The following is a 15,919-nucleotide window of genomic DNA, read 5'->3' as shown; positions in this document are numbered from 1 at the left end:
GTACACCGCTAACCCCCTGCTGCCAGACCCGCCTGATCAGCGTGTCGGTTGCCGGGATTGCACGTGTCCGCCTCGACAGTGCCGAGCGGCTGCAAAATATGAGTCAGGCCTTTGCAGGCCATCGACGGGGACGAGGAAAAAACCGTCCCACGGGGAGAAGTGGAAATCAGTCGCGGCGTTCATTGCGCCTCCTGCTTGTTATTCGCCTGCACGACAGGCATGGGGCGCATCACACCCTGCCTGAAGGCTGGAAACAAGCGCGCCAGAGCCCTGCGCGGCAGCTGTTCTCCCGGCTTACGGAAGCTTTTCCTTACAACCGATGCGGAGGCGGGAAATCACCGCTCCCGCGGGGTCTTTTCGTCACGTTTTGTTTACAACGCGTAACGAATATTTTCCGAATCAGAAATTTCCGAAGGATGTCTGCATATTGACGGTAGCTAGCTTGCTATCAATTTCGCCTGCCTAGTTTTTTGTTTTCAAATAAGAAAACCGATCCTGAAAAACAGAACAAAAAGTCTATTTAAAAATTAAATGGATAAAATTTTGCATTCGCAAAAAGCCTCAACTAGGTTTTTCACGTCTCACCGGCCACGTCGACCGGTCAGTCATAAACCGTGAAATTCTCTAGGAGATCGACCATGCAAGCACTGGAAAAAGACTTGGATACCGAACTGCAACTGGACGAATGGTTTGAAGCGCCAACCCATGAGGCCGCTGTGGAAATGATGCAAGCCGACGCGGTGGTTCCATTCGGCACGGCGATGTGGCCTCTGTAAGACCTCCCGGGCAGGCACGGTCCGGCCGGTCGTGCCTGCCGCTTCATTCCCCGGTCAGTCAGGGAGGATTCATGGACAAGCCCCGCGCCATCTCGCATTTCCTTTACTACCTCGAACATCACCCTGCCCTCGCCGGCCTCGACTCGGCGAAGGTCATGCTGGGCCACACCGCCGATTACGAAGCCCTGACCGGCGCCATTGCCGAACAGGCCGGCGAGCATCCGCGCTTTGAGTTCAGCGCCCGGCGTCTGGACCTGGAAAGCACCACAGCGCTGTCCGAGGCAATTGCCGACAGCGATCTGTACATTTTCTTCTACGACTCTTCCACCCTGCCCAACCCACGCCCCGACGGCCCGGAATTCGTTCGTGCGCTGCAAGCGGTGATGGCGGAAAACTGGAAGAAGTCGCTGCTGTTCAAGGATTACGGCGACTATTTCTACGACACCTTCAGTATCACCCCGCAACGCATCGCCGGGCTCAACAGTCACCTGATCCAGCGCATGTCCCAAGCGACCACGCTGAGTTTCAAGGATGACCACGGTTCATGGTTCGAAACGCCGATGAGCAGCATCAAGAAGTGGACCGACATCAACGGCGTCGGCAACTTTGACCTCGCCCCCGGCGAAATCGCCACCCATAGCGAAGCCATCAATGGCCACGTGAAGTTCAAGGGCACCTTCCTCAGCACCATCCCCTTCGCGCGCAAGTACGGCGTGCTGGAATCGCCGCTGGAGCTGTGGATCGAGAACTCGACCATCAGCCGCATCGCCACCGACGTGCCGGGGCTGGAGCAGGATTTCAACAAGTACCTGGATGCCAACCCGTCGAACCGGCGGATTGAGGAGTTGGGGATTGGCACCAACGAAGGCGTGAAGGATCTGTATGCGCGCAATGCCGGGTTTGAGGAGCGGCATTGTGGGTTGCATCTTGGATTAGGCGGTGGCGCCAAGGGCAGTCATCACCTGGATCTGATCTTTTCGGGCGGGGTGTTGGCGCTGGATGACAAGCCGGTTTTCGATGGCCGATTTGTGTTTTAGGCGACTGACGCCTTCGCGAGCAGGCTCGCTCCCACAGGGATTTATGTTCGACGCAACTCCAATGTGGGAGCGAGCCTGCTCGCGAAGAGGCCCAATCAGACGCTACATGAGTTTCGCCAGACGAAAAAAAACGCCAACCCTAAGGTTGGCGTTTTTGCTTCAACTTGCAGCTTGCAGCTAGTAACTCACAGCTGCCTTATTCCGGCTTTTTGCGACCGAAACCCGGGCGCTGACCGGAACCGGCCGGTGCGCCGCGACGCTTGCCCGAGGGCTTGTCGCCGTCGACCAGTTTGATCCCCGGACGCTTCGGCGCCGGTTTGGCCGGGCGCTTGTTGGTGGTGTCGGCTGGACGATCCGCCACTGGCGTACCGCGACCGGCAGGAGCGCCGCGTTCGCCACGCTCAGTACGGCCATTGGCCGGACGCGGTGCGCGCTCGCCATCACGGGCAACCGGCTTGCGACCTGGGCGCTCGCCTTCGATCTGCGGCTCACGGCTCGGGCGCGGCGCGGTCGGTGCGCCGGCGGCTGGACGCAGGGTGCGTACGCGCTCGGTCTTGGCCATCGGCCGCGACGATTTGCGCTGCATGCGTTCGAGTTTGTCCTTGCTCTTGGCGTTCAGCTGCGGCATTGCCACCGGCGTCAGGCCGACTTCGGCGCTGAGCACGTCGACTTCGTACTGGCTCATTTCACGCCAGCGACCCATCGGCAGGTCGGAGTTGAGGAACACCGGACCGAAACGCACGCGCTTCAGACGGCTGACCACCAGACCTTGGGATTCCCACAGACGACGCACTTCACGGTTGCGCCCTTCCATGACCACGCAGTGGTACCAATGGTTGAAGCCTTCACCGCCCGGCGCCTGTTGAATGTCGGTAAAACGCGCCGGACCGTCTTCCAGCACCACACCGGCCTTGAGGCGTTCGATCATCTCGTCATCGACTTCACCGCGTACACGCACGGCGTACTCGCGGTCCATCTCGTAGGACGGGTGCATCAGACGGTTGGCCAGCTCACCGTCAGTGGTGAACATCAGCAGACCGGTGGTGTTGATGTCGAGACGGCCGATGTTGATCCAGCGGCCTTCTTTCGGACGCGGCAGCTTGTCGAACACGGTCGGACGGCCTTCCGGGTCGTCACGGGTGCAGATTTCGCCGTCGGGCTTGTTGTACATGATCACGCGGCGCACCGATTCGGCGGCCTCTTCGCGTTTGATCACCTTGCCATCGATGGTAATGGCGTCATGCATGTCGACGCGCAGGCCGAGGGTAGCGTCTTTGCCATTGACCTTGATCCGGCCCTGGCTGATCCAGGATTCCACGTCACGGCGCGAGCCGACGCCGATACGGGCGAGGACCTTCTGCAGCTTTTCGCCTGCTGGGCCGATTTCCTGGTCGTCTTTCTGATTGATGTCACTCATCTGGGCACCTCCCGGTGTGGTCTGTTCAGGCGGCGCCTGAAGTATTGAAAACTGGGTCCAGGCCGAAGGGATCGGCGAAGGGTCGCGAATCATACGCGGATGTGCGCCGTCGCGCATCAGAGACTAGCTGATCGATTGCCGGTTATTTCTTTTTCCGCCGACCGGCACCACCGAGTTTGATCAGGCGCAGCGCGGCTTCGGCCAGCACCGTGCGTTTGTCGTCCTTGTCGAGCTTCTTCCAGGCCTTGATCTCGCGCTTGCTGCGGCCACAGCCCAGGCAGATGTCGTCGGAGAATTTGCAGAGGCTGATGCAGGGGTCTTTGGTTGAGCTCATCATCCTCTCCAAAACGACGTTTCACCCTGTGGGAGCGAGCCTGCTCGCGAAGGCCCGGTGTCATTCAGCATTAATGTATCTGACACACCGCCTTCGCGAGCAGGCTCGCTCCCACAGGGTCTTCACTGGTTTCTCGATAGGCGTCAGTCTTCGAATTCGCGCCGTTCGGCTTCGATCGCCTCGGCCAGTGCGCGGGCTTCGGCTTCTTCTTCGCTGAGTTCCGGTTCAGGCTGTTCGAGGGCGGCAACGGCGGCCAGGAGTTTCTCGCGGGCCTCGGCGACGCCCAGGACGTCCTCTTCCGGTTCGGCGTCAGGCGCCGCTTCAAGTTCAACTTCAGCTTCAACAACCGGCTCGATGATCTCAGGCTCGGGCACCGGCGCTTCGCCATCCACCGCATCGCGCAGCAAATCGTCGAAATCGGTTTTGATGCCCTCTTCCATGCTGTCCAGCTCCAGCAGCAGGGAATGGAAACTGGTTTCTTCCTTCTCCTCCTCCGGCTCGGCGCTGGCGTCGGCCAGTTCCTGCAGACTCTGCGGCACCGGCGCGTCGTCGAAGTCGAGCACCGGTTCGGCTTCCATCTCGCGCAGCTCGGCCAGCGGCGGCAGATCTTCAAGGTTTTTCAGGTTGAAGTGGTCGAGAAACGCCTTGGTCGTGGCGAACATAGCCGGTTTGCCCGGCACGTCGCGATAGCCGACGACGCGGATCCACTCACGCTCGAGCAAGGTCTTGACGATGTTGCTGTTGACCGCCACGCCACGCACGTCTTCGATCTCGCCACGGGTGATCGGCTGGCGATAGGCGATCAGCGCGATGGTCTCCAGCAACGCACGGGAATAGCGCTGCGGGCGTTCTTCCCAGAGACGGCCGACCCACGGTGAAAACTTCTCGCGGATCTGCAAGCGATAGCCCGACGAGACTTCCTTGAGTTCAAAGGCGCGGCCCTCGCAGCACTTGCCGAGCAGGGTCAGGGCTTTCTTGAAGACCGCCGGCTCCGGCCGCTCGCCTTCTTCAAACAGTTCATACAGGCGCTCAAGGGACTGCGGCTTTCCCGAGGCCAACAGAAAGGCTTCAAGCAGGGACGCCAGCTCGCGGGGTTCAGTCAGGTTCATACAGGGACTCGTTATTCGGCTCGGGCTCGCACGTGGATCGCGGCGAACGGCTCATTCTGCACCAGCTCGACCAAGGATTCCTTGACCAGTTCAAGGATCGCCATAAAAGTCACCACCACACCCAGGCGGCCCTCTTCAGCGGTGAACAGCTCGACAAACGGCACGAAGCCGCCGCCCTTGAGCCGTTCCAGCACATCACTCATGCGCTCGCGGGTGGACAGCGCTTCACGGCTGACCTGGTGGCTTTCGAACATGTCGCCACGGCGCAGCACCTCGGCCATGCACATCAGAATCTCTTCCAGCGCGACATCCGGCAGCAGCTTGCGCGCCCGCGCTTCCGGGGCGTCGAGCTTGGGCACGATCACATCGCGGCCGACCCGACTCAGCCCATCGATACCTTCGGCAGCAGCCTTGAAACGCTCGTATTCCTGCAAGCGGCGGATCAGTTCGGCGCGTGGATCGTCTTCTTCATCTTCGACGGTTTCGGCGCGCGGCAGAAGCATGCGCGATTTGATCTCGGCGAGCATCGCCGCCATCACCAGATATTCGGCGGCCAGCTCCAGACGCACCGACTGCATCAACTCGACGTAGCCCATGTACTGGCGAGTGATTTCCGCCACCGGGATGTCGAGGATGTTGATGTTCTGTTTGCGGATCAGATACAGCAGCAGGTCGAGCGGGCCTTCGAAGGCTTCAAGAAAAACTTCCAGCGCATCCGGCGGGATGTACAGGTCCAGCGGCATTTCCATGACCGCCTGACCATAGACCATCGCGAACGGCAGTTCCTGCTGGGCGCCGGCCTGGGGATCGACCACGGTTTCCACTGCGGACATTCAGGCCTCGACCATGAACGGCGTCGGATCGCCGCAACCGACGCGGACCACTTCCGGGTCGTCGCCGGTCAGGTCAATCACCGTCGAGGCTTTGATGCCGCCAAAGCCGCCGTCGATGATCAGATCGACCTGGTGCTCGAGCAACTGGCGCATTTCGTAGGGATCGGTGAGTGGATCTTCATCGCCGGGCATGATCAGCGTCACGCTCATCAGCGGCTCGCCGAGTTCGGCCAGCAGCGCCAGCGCAATCGGATGGCTCGGCACGCGCAGGCCGATCGTGCGTTTCTTCGGATGCAGCAACAGGCGCGGCACTTCGCGGGTGGCGTTGAGAATGAAAGTGTAAGGGCCGGGTAGATGCGCCTTGAGAATGCGGAAGGTGCCGGTGTCGATCTTGGCGTAATTGCCCAGTTGCGACAGGTCGCTGCAGATCAGCGCGAAGTTGTGCTTTTCATCGAGCTGACGCAGACGTCGCACACGCTCGATGGCGGTCTTGTCGCCGATCTGGCAACCAATGGCGTAGGACGAGTCCGTGGGATAAATCACCACCCCGCCTTTGCGGATGATCTCGACCGCCTGTTTGATCAGGCGCGCTTGCGGGTTTTCCGGATGTATCTGGAAAAATTGACTCACATTCTCTACCTGTTCAGACGGCGGCAATATCTGTGTCATGTTTGAACCGACACCACAGGGGTGGAAGGTCCTCGGGAACCGGCCGGTACTGGCCGATCTCGGACCAGCCGCCAGGGCCATGGAAGTCACTGCCGGCGCTGACCAGCAGACCGAACTCACGGGCAAGGATCGCCAGGCTGCCCACCTGTTCTGCGGGCTGATGGCCATTGACCACCTCGATAGCATGCCCGCCTGCTTGAATATAGTCGGCAATCAGCTTTCGGCGCTTGCTACGGGTGAAATCGTAGTGCCATGGATGCGCCAGGCTGACCCAGGCACCGGCGGCGCGCAGGGTTCCGACAGTGTCTTCCAGCGTCGGCCAGTGCAGTTTGACATCGCCGAGTTTGCCGGCGCCGAGCCATTTGCGAAATGCCTCGGCGCGATCCTTTACATAACCTTCACGCACCATCCAGTCGGCGAAATGCGGCCGGGCCGGCGCGTTGCCGCTGTCACCCAGTTCCTGCTGGATCTGCCGGGCGCCGTCGAGGGCACCGGGCATCCCCTTGAGTGCGAGCTTGCGGCTTATTTCTTCCGACCGCAGCCAGCGGCCATCGTGCAATTTGGCGATCGCTTCAACCAACGGCGCGGCGTTGACGTCGAAACCGTAGCCCAATACGTGAATGGTCGCCCCGCCCCAGGTGCAGGACAATTCGACGCCGTTGACCAGTTGCATGCCCAACTCGGTGGCGGCAGCACGCGCCTCGGCGAGCCCCTCAAGAGTGTCGTGGTCGGTCAACGCCAGGACTCGCACGCCGTTTTCGAACGCACGCGCAACCAGAACCGCAGGCGCCAGGGCGCCGTCGGAGGCCGTGCTGTGGCAGTGCAAATCAACATTCACGGGGAGTTGTAACCTCAAATCAGCTGGCGCTATCGCGCGCCCATATGTTTGTTATTATGCCGCCACATCCAGCTTCTGGCTCTCACTGTGAAACAATTCATCGATTTCATCCCGCTTCTGCTGTTCTTCATCGTCTACAAACTTGATCCACGGGTCGTCGACATTGCCGGCCAGCAAGTGACCGTAGGCGGTATCTACAGCGCCACGGCGATGCTGATCATCAGTTCCCTGGTGGTGTACGGCGCGCTGTTCATCAAGCAGCGCAAGCTGGAAAAGAGCCAGTGGCTGACGCTGATCGCCTGTCTGGTATTCGGCAGCCTGACGCTGGCCTTCCACAGCGAAACCTTCCTGAAATGGAAAGCGCCGGTGGTCAACTGGCTGTTCGCTGCGGCGTTCATCGGTAGTCACTTCATCGGCGATCGCTTGCTGATCAAACGCATCATGGGTCACGCGCTGACCCTGCCCGACCCGGTCTGGACCCGCCTGAACATCGCCTGGATCGCGTTCTTCCTGTTCTGCGGCGCCGCCAACCTGTTCGTCGCTTTCACCTTTCAGAGCATCTGGGTCGACTTCAAGGTGTTCGGCAGCCTGGGCATGACCGTACTGTTCCTGGTCGCACAGGGCGTCTACCTGTCGCGCCATCTGCATGACACCGATACCACAACGCCAAAAACCGAGGACTGACATGCTCTACGCCATCATTGCCACCGACGTTGCCAACTCGCTCGAAGCTCGCCTGTCCGCGCGCCCGGCGCATCTGGAACGCCTGCAAGCGCTCAAGGGCGAAGGCCGCATCGTGCTGGCCGGCCCGCACCCGGCCGTCGACAGCAATGATCCGGGCGCAGCGGGTTTCACCGGCAGCCTGATCGTCGCGGAGTTCGACTCCCTCAACGCCGCACAGGCCTGGGCCGATGCCGATCCGTACATTGCCGCCGGCGTCTACGCCAATGTGATCGTCAAGCCGTTCAAGCAAGTCCTGCCTTAAGTCCTGCCACGCGATGAACCTTCTCGGTTCATCGCGCTCTCAATCGCTCATTATTCTCGTTTGCCTGCCGACAACCTGCCCAATATCCATTTGGAAACAGGTGTCGCGATGCGCAAGGGTCCGTTGTGTCTGATGTTGCTCACGTTGTCGATCATGGCCCCCGCCCATGGTGAGGAAACCACCGAAGGCGGCAGCTCCACGCCATTGTCATTGAGCGCCGGCAGCCAGATCACCGAGCTGCAACAGCGGCTCAAGGCCAGTGAGCAGCAGCGCGAAGAACTGAACAAACAACTGCAAAATGCCGACAACACCCGCGAAAGCGCCCAGCTCGCCCGGCTGCGCCAGGAGAACCAGCGTCTGAAGCTGCAGCTCAAGGAAGCCCAGGCCAGCCCGCTGCCGCGTTTGCTGACCGATCAACAGCAGTGGTTCGTCACTGGCGCCGGAGTAGCGCTATTGGCGCTGCTCTGCGGTATCTTTGCCAGCGGTGCAAGCCGAAAACGTCGGCAATGGCTAAATTGAGTGAGTCATGAGCGAGCTGTTATTGATTGATGATGACCAGGAGTTGTGCGAACTCCTGAGTAGCTGGTTGAGCCAGGAAGGCTTCCAGGTGCGCGCCTGCCACGACGGCCAGAGCGCCCGCAAGGCGTTGGCCGAAACCGCCCCGGCGGCGGTGGTGCTGGACGTGATGCTGCCCGACGGCAGCGGTCTGGAACTGCTCAAGCAATTGCGCAACGACCACGCCGACCTGCCGGTGCTGATGCTGTCAGCGCGGGGCGAACCGCTGGACCGCATCCTCGGCCTCGAACTGGGCGCCGACGATTATCTGGCCAAACCCTGCGACCCCCGCGAACTGACCGCGCGCCTGCGTGCCGTGTTGCGCCGCAGCCACCCGGCAGCCGTTTCGACGCAGCTCGAGCTGGGCGACCTGAGTTTCAGCCCGGTGCGCGGCGTGGTCAGCATCGACGAAAAAGAACTGACCCTGACCGTCTCCGAAAGCCGCCTGCTCGAAGCCCTGCTCAAACAGCCGGGCGAGCCGCTGGACAAACAGGAACTGGCGCAACTGGCCCTCGGCCGCAAGCTGACCCTGTACGACCGCAGCCTCGACATGCACGTCAGCAACCTGCGCAAAAAAATCGGCCCCCACCCCGACGGCCGCCCACGCATCGTCGCGCTGCGTAGCCGTGGTTACTACTACAGCCTGTAAAACCATCTTGTTCCGTGTACGAGCTGCCCAAGGCGGCGATCTTCAGGCTGCAGGACGCAGAGCGTCCTCGGCTGCATTCCTACGCAGAGCGTGGGAACGATCAGATCGCAGCCTTCAGCACCTCCTGCACTGGATATGTGTAAGGCCGGGCACGAAACGTCTTTACCGAAGCTTTACGCTGCGCTGACCGCCGTTGACCTTGATCTGCGTAATCTGCACTCATCCGGAACGTACCGGGAACGAGACAAGGAGATACACCATGCGCAAGACTCTTATCGCTCTGATGTTCGCTGCCGCTCTGCCAACCGTGGCCATGGCCATGCCGCAGGATGGCGGTCCGCTGGGTGGTCCGCTGGATGGCCCGCGCCACGGCGGTCAGATGCACGGCGGCATGCACGGCAAAGGTCCGTACAGCCAGCTCGACCTGACCCGCGAACAACGCGAGCAGATTCGCAAGATCATGGGCGAGCAGATGCACGAGCGTAAGCAGGTGGTCGACAAGTACCTGGAAAAACTCTCGCCGGCCGACCAGAAAGCCATGAAGGACGAGATCGCGGCCAACCACAAGAAAGCCGAGTCCGATGTCCGCGCACTGCTTAAGCCCGAGCAACAGAAGCAGTTCGACGAAATCCAGAAGAAACGCGCCGAACGCCGCGCCGAATGGGCCGAGTTCAAGGCCTGGAAAGCGCAGCAGGCACCAAAGGCGCAATAATGGCTTGACCCTGGGCCCGACGACTAACCTCGTCGGGCCTGTTCCATTCAAATCGAATGTGGGAGCGAGCCTGCTCGCGAAGGCGGTGTATCAGCCAGCGATGGATTGACTGACACTACGCCTTCGCGAGCAGGCTCGCTCCCACATTTGAACGGTGTGTTTTTTGAGGATTTTCTGTGCGTTCACTGTTCTGGCGGATTCTTGCGAGCTTCTGGCTGGCCATCGCTCTGGTAGCCGGGCTGTCGATTCTGCTCGGGCACATGCTCAATCAGGACGCATGGATTCTCAGCCGCCATCCCGGCCTCAACACGCTGGCGGCGGAATGGACGCAGACTTACGAAACCCAAGGCGAAGAAGCCGCCCAGGACATCCTCGAACAACGTAAACGCCAGTATCACATCGACGTTCAGGTGCTCAACGAAACCGGCGATCCGGTGGTGCGTGGCACCTTCCCGCGCCGCGCCGCAGCATTCGAGGCGCGGCAGAACAACGACGATCGCCGCCTGCCGTGGCGGCGCCTGACCGACGAAATCACCAGCGAAAAAACCGGTGACACCTACCTGTTCATCTACCGCATCCCGCACCCGGAACTCGACGCCTGGCACCGCGAAAGTCTGCTCTGGCCACTGAGTGCGCTGGGTATTGCGCTGGTGGTGCTGACCCTGTTCAGTTTGCTCGTGACTTTCTCCATCACCCGCCCGCTCAGTCGCTTGCGCGGCGCGGTGCATGATCTGGGGCAGACGACTTATCAGCAGAACAGTCTGGCGAAACTCGCCAACCGCCGCGACGAATTCGGCGTGCTGGCCACCGATTTCAACCGGATGGGCGCGCGCCTGCAAAGCCTGATCGGCAGTCAGCGCCAGTTGCTGCGCGATGTCTCCCATGAACTGCGCTCACCACTGGCGCGCCTGCGCATCGCGTTGGCTTTGGCCGAGCGCGCCAACCCTGAAGAGCGCGAAAAACTGTGGCCACGCCTGACCCGCGAATGCGATCGGCTGGAGGCCTTGATCAGTGAAATTCTGGTGCTGGCGCGAGTCGATGCCGACAACGCCAGCGCTGAAGAAGTGGACCTGAATGCGTTGCTCGCCACGCTGCAAAAGGATGCGCAGCTCAGCTCCCCCGAGCAGACCGTGCGCCTGCAAGCTGAGTCACAACTGAATCTCAAAGGCTGGCCGACGATGATCGAGCGCGCCGTGGATAATCTGCTGCGCAACGCCCAGCGCTTCAACCCGAGCGATCAGCCGATCGAATTGCAGGCTGCGCGGCAGGGAGAGCGGATTGTCATCAGCGTGCGCGACCATGGGCCGGGGGTGCAGACCGAACATCTGAGTCAGTTGGGCGAGCCGTTCTACCGGGCCCCGGGGCAGACCGCTGCCGGGCATGGCCTGGGGCTGGCGATCGCCAAACGCGCGGCAGAACGGCATGGCGGCACGCTGACGCTGGCCAATCATCCGCAGGGCGGCTTTGTGGCGAGTCTGGAATTGCCGCTGGTACCGGGAGTCGTGGTCCAGCCCTGAAAAAGCCCCTCACCCCAACCCTCTCCCGGAGGGAGAGGGGGCCGACCGAGTTGTCTGCCGTTGTGCATCGACCTTATGGATTCGCAGAAACCAGACGTCCGGTATCCCGACGCTGGATTCAGCGAAGGACGCTCAGGTCGGTGTAATTCCAAAGCATCCCCCAATCAGTCCCCTCTCCCTCTGGGAGAGGGTTAGGGTGAGGGGCTTTTGATCTTCAGACCTTACCTGGCCAGGCGCTGACGAATTCAGCCAGATCAACCTTCTCCGCCACGCGCGGCTCTTTCTGCGGCGTGCCGAGATAGAGGAACGCGATCACCTCCTCGCCTTCCACCAGCCCCAGGCCTTCGGCCACATGCTTGGAGTACGCCAGATCCCCGGTGCGCCACACCGCGCCAATCCCCTGCGCATACGCCGCGAGCAAAATCCCGTGGGCCGCACAGCCGGCCGTGAGCAGTTGCTCGGCCTTCGGGTATTTCACGTGTTCCTGCAATTTCGCGATGACCACAACCACCAGCGGCGCGCGCAGTGGGCCGTTGCGCGCCTTGTCGATCATCGCGTCGGTGACTTCACCGCCCTGCTGGCGGGCCGCCTCGGCCAGCAACTCGCCCATTTGCTCACGCGCTGCGCCTTCGACTGTCAAAAAGCGGTACGGCTGCAAGTGCCCGTGATCCGGGGCACGCAAGGCCGCGCCGAACAGGGCTTCGCGCTGCTCGGCAGTAGGGGCCGGTTCGACCAGGCGGGGAACGGAAACACGGTTGAGCAACGCGTCGAGAGCCTGCATCGGCCACCTCCTTTGAAAAATGTGCAGCTATTCTAGCTGCAACTGCGCAGCGCCTGCCGGTTTACATGCCTTGCCCCGCAGGTAGAATGGCGCCCTTGTTCAATCAGCCCGAGCGGATTTCATGGCGTTGCCGACCTTACGGATCATTGGTTTTATCATCGGCATCTTCCTGATAACCCTGGCTGTGGCCATGGTCGTGCCGATGGCCACGCTGGTGATTTTCGAGCGCACCAGCGATCTGCCGTCGTTCCTCTGGGCGAGCATGATCACCTTTGTCGCCGGCCTCGCTCTGGTGATACCCGGCAGACCGGAACACATTCACCTGCGCCCGCGCGACATGTATCTGCTGACGGTCAGCAGCTGGCTGGTAGTGTGCATTTTCGCCGCGCTGCCGTTTCTGCTGACCCAGCACATCAGCTACACCGACTCGTTCTTCGAAAGCATGTCCGGCATCACCGCCACCGGTTCCACCGTGCTCAACGGCCTGGACAACATGTCGCCGGGGATTCTGATGTGGCGGTCGCTGCTGCACTGGATCGGCGGCATCGGCTTTATCGGCATGGCGGTGGCGATTCTGCCGCTGCTGCGCATCGGTGGCATGCGCCTGTTCCAGACCGAATCCTCCGACCGTTCGGAGAAGGTCATGCCGCGTTCGCACATGGTGGCGCGGTTGATTGTGGCGGCCTACGTCGGCATCACCATTCTCGGCAGCCTGGCGTTCTGGTGGGCCGGGATGAGCCCGTTCGATGCGATCAACCACGCGATGTCGGCGATTTCCACCGGTGGTTTCTCGACTTCCGACCAGTCGCTGGCGAAGTGGACGCAACCGGCAGTTCATTGGGTGGCGATTGTCATCATGATCCTCGGCAGCCTGCCGTTCACCCTCTACGTGGCGACGCTGCGCGGCAACCGCCGTGCGTTGATCAGGGATCAACAGGTGCAGGGTTTGCTGGCGATGTTGCTGGTGACCTGGCTGGTGCTCGGCACCTGGTACTGGTGGACCACCAAGCTGCATTGGCTGGAAGCGCTGCGGCATGTGGCGCTGAACGTGACCTCGGTGGTCACCACCACCGGTTTCGCCCTAGGTGACTACAGCCTATGGGGCAACTTCTCGCTGATGCTGTTTTTCTATCTGGGCTTTGTCGGCGGTTGCTCCGGCTCAACGGCGGGCGGGATCAAGATTTTCCGTTTCCAGGTCGCCTACATCCTGCTCAAGGCCAACCTTAATCAGCTGATCCACCCGCGCGCGGTGATCAAACAGAAGTACAACGGTCACCGCCTCGACGAAGAAATTGTCCGTTCGATCCTGACTTTCTCGTTCTTCTTCGCCATCACCATCTGCGTGATCGCGCTGCTGCTGTCGCTGCTCGGAGTCGACTGGATGACCGCACTGACCGGTGCCGCCAGCACCGTGTCCGGCGTCGGCCCGGGTCTGGGCGAAACCATCGGTCCGGCCGGCAACTTCGCGACCCTGCCGGATGCTGCGAAGTGGATTCTGTCGTTCGGCATGCTGCTCGGCCGACTGGAGATCATTACGGTGTTTGTGCTGTGTATTCCGGCGTTCTGGCGTCATTGACCGCGTCAGGCACCTGCGTCAGGCGCAAGCGGTACTCGCCGGGCGTGGTGTCGAACCAGCGGCGAAACGCGCGGAAGAAGTTGCTCGGGTCGGCAAAGCCCAGCAGATAGGCGATTTCCAGCAAGGTCATGCTCGGTTGCGCCAGATATTGTTCGGCCAGTTCACGGCGGGTGTCGTCGAGCAACTGCTGAAAACTGGTGCCCTCCTCCTGCAAGCGCCGCTGCAAGGTGCGTTGCGACAGGTGCAGCGTCTGCGCCACGGTGTCGCGCTTGGGCTCGCCTTGGGGCAGCAAACGACACAGCACCTGGCGTGCCCGGTGCGTCACGCGACTCTCGGAAAACCGCGCCAGATATTCCCCGGCAAAACGGTCATGCAACAGCGCCATGGCTTCGTTGGCTGTCGGCAGCGGCGCCTCCATATCGGCCCGTTCGAAGATCAACGCGTCGTATGGCGCGTTGAACACCAGCGGTGCGTGAAAGGCTTCTTTATAAGGTTGCAGGTTTGTCGGCTGATCGCCCTGAATCAACACTTTGACCGGGTGCAGCGGGCGCCCGGTCAGCCAGCCGCACAGCGCCAGTGCACAGGCGAGTGACGCTTCGGCGCTCTGCCGGGTCGGCGGCAGATGATCGCCGTGCACGGTGAGAATCAGCGCGTAACCTTCATCGAGCAGGCGAAAACTCAAGTCGGCGCTTTCGGCAATGATGCGTTGATAGCGCACCAGACGCTGGAAACCTTCGGCCAGCGTGTTGCTCGACATCAGCGCGTAGCCGGCGACATGAAACGAGGCCGGGCGCACCACTTTGCCCATGTTCAGGCCGATCGCCGGGTTGCCGGACACCTCGACCGCGCGCTGCCAGAGCCGGGTCATGGAGTCCTGCGGGAAACGCGCATCCGGATCTTCCAGGGCGCTGAAATCCAGCCCCAGCTGCCTGAACAGTACCCGGCAATCCAGGCCGTCCATCTCCAGTGCTTTGACAATCCCCATCGCCCAGCTTGCAGAAGTCGTTCGTTCGCTCATGGTTGTTATTCTTTTACATGACGGGCTGCAGATAACCGCCCTATTTGCGAAGGATACTAAAGTGGCGCCGATTGTCACTGGCCCACGCCAATGATCACTCTAGACTCAAATAAGCTCCCCGCCGAAAAACTTGTCGCCAGAACAATCACCACAGAGAGCGCGGTCGTGGAAAACATCAAGCAGTTCAACAGCTTCGCCGAGTTCTACCCCTTTTACCTCGCCGAGCACAGCAACAGCACCTGCCGTCGTCTGCATTTCATCGGCACTTCTCTGGTCATCTTCATTCTCGCCCTGAGCATCGCCAAGAGCGCCTGGTTGTTGTTGCTGGCATTGCCTGTGGCCGGTTACAGCTTTGCCTGGATCGGCCATTTCTTTTTCGAGAAAAACCGTCCGGCGACGTTTCAGCATCCGCTGTACAGCCTGCTCGGCGATTTCGTCATGTACCGCGACATGATTCTCGGTCGCGTGGCGTTCTGAATGAGGGTCTGCCCATGAATGCCCATGCTCGCTTCACCCATATGAAGGACGGCACCGAGGAAGACTGGGCGATCATCGCCGCGGACTTCAGTGCCTATGCCAGGCAACTGCCATCGCGGATTCTTGCGCATCTGAAGCTGCTTGAGGGCGACTTCGGCGGTTTCCCGGTGGATCGCCTGACCCACTCGTTGCAAACCGCGACCCGCGCCTTTCGCGACGGGCGTGACGAAGAATACGTGGTCTGCGCGCTGTTGCACGACATTGGCGACACCCTCGGTTCGTACAACCATCCGGACATCGCCGCAGCGATTCTCAAGCCGTTCGTGAGTGCGGAAAATCTGTGGATGGTGGAGAAGCACGGCATCTTTCAGGGCTATTACTTCTTTCATCATCTGGGCATGGACCGGCACTTGCGCGAGCAGTTCAAGGACCATCCGCAGTTCCAGGCCACGGCCGAGTTCTGCGCCAAATACGACGCGGCGGCGTTTGATCCGGCGTATGACACGCTGCCGCTGAGTTTCTTCGAGCCAATGATGGAAAGGCTGTTTGCGCAGCCGAAGAACTCGATTTACAAGGCTGCGATGCAAGAACACAGCCCGGCCTGAGAACACATGTGGGAGCGAGCCTGCTCGCGAA

Annotated in this window: 19 protein-coding genes; 11 read left to right on the top strand and 8 right to left on the bottom strand. The window is 61.0% G+C overall.

Features of this window, described 5'->3' with window-relative positions; translation table 11 throughout:
* Positions 1-638 precede the first annotated feature (638 nt).
* Together J2Y39_RS02625 and J2Y39_RS02620 are read left to right on the top strand one after the other, a co-directional pair.
* Positions 639-776 (top strand): hypothetical protein, encoded by a 138-nt coding sequence (locus tag J2Y39_RS02625; RefSeq protein ID WP_003222780.1) that lies wholly within the window; start codon positions 639-641, stop codon positions 774-776.
* A 71-nt stretch (positions 777-847) separates the two neighbouring features.
* A complete protein-coding gene (locus J2Y39_RS02620; protein WP_310214916.1) occupies positions 848-1,813 on the top strand; it encodes a leucyl aminopeptidase in 966 nt (321 codons plus the stop codon).
* Between the two features lie 196 nt (positions 1,814-2,009).
* Here the strand turns inward: J2Y39_RS02620 and rluB are convergent, their stop codons facing one another.
* From rluB to J2Y39_RS02590, 6 genes are all read right to left on the bottom strand, one after another.
* Positions 2,010-3,230, bottom strand: coding sequence for a 23S rRNA pseudouridine(2605) synthase RluB (gene rluB / locus J2Y39_RS02615; protein ID WP_041478987.1), 1,221 nt, complete (start codon positions 3,228-3,230; stop codon positions 2,010-2,012).
* Between the two features lie 142 nt (positions 3,231-3,372).
* Complete coding sequence (locus J2Y39_RS02610; RefSeq protein WP_016771121.1) at positions 3,373-3,564, bottom strand: DUF1289 domain-containing protein; 192 nt, start codon at positions 3,562-3,564, stop codon at positions 3,373-3,375.
* Positions 3,565-3,707: 143 nt separating this feature from the next.
* Positions 3,708-4,673 (bottom strand): SMC-Scp complex subunit ScpB, encoded by a 966-nt coding sequence (gene scpB / locus J2Y39_RS02605; RefSeq protein ID WP_310214913.1) that lies wholly within the window; start codon positions 4,671-4,673, stop codon positions 3,708-3,710.
* A gap of 11 nt (positions 4,674-4,684) precedes the next feature.
* Positions 4,685-5,383 (bottom strand): ScpA family protein, encoded by a 699-nt coding sequence (locus tag J2Y39_RS02600; RefSeq protein WP_172828192.1) that lies wholly within the window; start codon positions 5,381-5,383, stop codon positions 4,685-4,687.
* 123 nt (positions 5,384-5,506) lie between these two features.
* Positions 5,507-6,136: an L-threonylcarbamoyladenylate synthase gene (locus J2Y39_RS02595; RefSeq protein ID WP_041478985.1), complete on the bottom strand. Its 630-nt coding sequence runs from the start codon at positions 6,134-6,136 to the stop codon at positions 5,507-5,509.
* A gap of 13 nt (positions 6,137-6,149) precedes the next feature.
* Positions 6,150-7,013, bottom strand: coding sequence for a PHP domain-containing protein (locus J2Y39_RS02590; protein ID WP_252868989.1), 864 nt, complete (start codon positions 7,011-7,013; stop codon positions 6,150-6,152).
* A gap of 87 nt (positions 7,014-7,100) precedes the next feature.
* On the opposite strand from J2Y39_RS02590, the gene J2Y39_RS02585 reads away from it, so the two are divergent.
* The 6 genes from J2Y39_RS02585 (at position 7,101) to J2Y39_RS02560 (ending at position 11,431) form a co-directional block, all read left to right on the top strand.
* Positions 7,101-7,697 (top strand): septation protein A, encoded by a 597-nt coding sequence (locus J2Y39_RS02585; RefSeq protein ID WP_024012071.1) that lies wholly within the window; start codon positions 7,101-7,103, stop codon positions 7,695-7,697.
* A gap of 1 nt (position 7,698) precedes the next feature.
* The gene (locus J2Y39_RS02580; protein WP_310214906.1) at positions 7,699-7,998 is read left to right on the top strand and encodes a YciI family protein; all 300 of its coding nucleotides are present in this window, start codon (positions 7,699-7,701) and stop codon (positions 7,996-7,998) included.
* Between the two features lie 108 nt (positions 7,999-8,106).
* Positions 8,107-8,517, top strand: a complete 411-nt coding sequence (locus J2Y39_RS02575) for a translation initiation factor 2 (protein ID WP_039761083.1) — start codon at positions 8,107-8,109, stop codon at positions 8,515-8,517.
* Positions 8,518-8,524: 7 nt separating this feature from the next.
* Positions 8,525-9,202, top strand: a complete 678-nt coding sequence (locus J2Y39_RS02570; RefSeq protein ID WP_016771129.1) for a response regulator transcription factor — start codon at positions 8,525-8,527, stop codon at positions 9,200-9,202.
* Positions 9,203-9,461: 259 nt separating this feature from the next.
* Entirely contained in the window at positions 9,462-9,914 is a 453-nt protein-coding gene (locus tag J2Y39_RS02565) for a Spy/CpxP family protein refolding chaperone (RefSeq protein WP_310214903.1), read from the top strand.
* 176 nt (positions 9,915-10,090) lie between these two features.
* Complete coding sequence (locus J2Y39_RS02560; RefSeq protein WP_150742441.1) at positions 10,091-11,431, top strand: HAMP domain-containing sensor histidine kinase; 1,341 nt, start codon at positions 10,091-10,093, stop codon at positions 11,429-11,431.
* Positions 11,432-11,645: 214 nt separating this feature from the next.
* Here the strand turns inward: J2Y39_RS02560 and J2Y39_RS02555 are convergent, their stop codons facing one another.
* On the bottom strand, positions 11,646-12,212 hold the full coding sequence (locus tag J2Y39_RS02555; protein WP_056783730.1) for a nitroreductase family protein: 567 nt from the start codon (positions 12,210-12,212) through the stop codon (positions 11,646-11,648).
* Between the two features lie 121 nt (positions 12,213-12,333).
* Here J2Y39_RS02555 and J2Y39_RS02550 point away from each other — a divergent pair, with 121 nt between their 5' ends.
* A complete protein-coding gene (locus J2Y39_RS02550) occupies positions 12,334-13,788 on the top strand; it encodes a TrkH family potassium uptake protein (RefSeq protein WP_024012066.1) in 1,455 nt (484 codons plus the stop codon).
* On the opposite strand, the gene J2Y39_RS02545 is transcribed toward J2Y39_RS02550, so the two are convergent.
* Positions 13,745-14,806 carry an AraC family transcriptional regulator gene (locus J2Y39_RS02545; RefSeq protein ID WP_218192299.1) on the bottom strand — a complete coding sequence of 354 codons (1,062 nt, stop codon included), beginning with the start codon at positions 14,804-14,806 and terminating at the stop codon, positions 13,745-13,747. The genes J2Y39_RS02550 and J2Y39_RS02545 overlap by 44 nt on opposite strands.
* A 165-nt stretch (positions 14,807-14,971) precedes the next feature.
* Here J2Y39_RS02545 and J2Y39_RS02540 point away from each other — a divergent pair, with 165 nt between their 5' ends.
* Positions 14,972-15,283, top strand: a complete 312-nt coding sequence (locus J2Y39_RS02540; RefSeq protein ID WP_310214896.1) for a DUF962 domain-containing protein — start codon at positions 14,972-14,974, stop codon at positions 15,281-15,283.
* A gap of 14 nt (positions 15,284-15,297) precedes the next feature.
* On the top strand, positions 15,298-15,888 hold the full coding sequence (locus tag J2Y39_RS02535) for an HD domain-containing protein (RefSeq protein ID WP_016771136.1): 591 nt from the start codon (positions 15,298-15,300) through the stop codon (positions 15,886-15,888).
* The last annotated feature ends 31 nt before the right edge of the window (positions 15,889-15,919 follow it).

It is taken from the genome of Pseudomonas sp. 2957 (assembly GCF_031456345.1).
In the GTDB taxonomy this organism is placed as follows: Bacteria; Pseudomonadota; Gammaproteobacteria; order Pseudomonadales; family Pseudomonadaceae; genus Aquipseudomonas; species Aquipseudomonas siliginis.
This window is presented reverse-complemented; position numbering and strand designations above follow the sequence as displayed.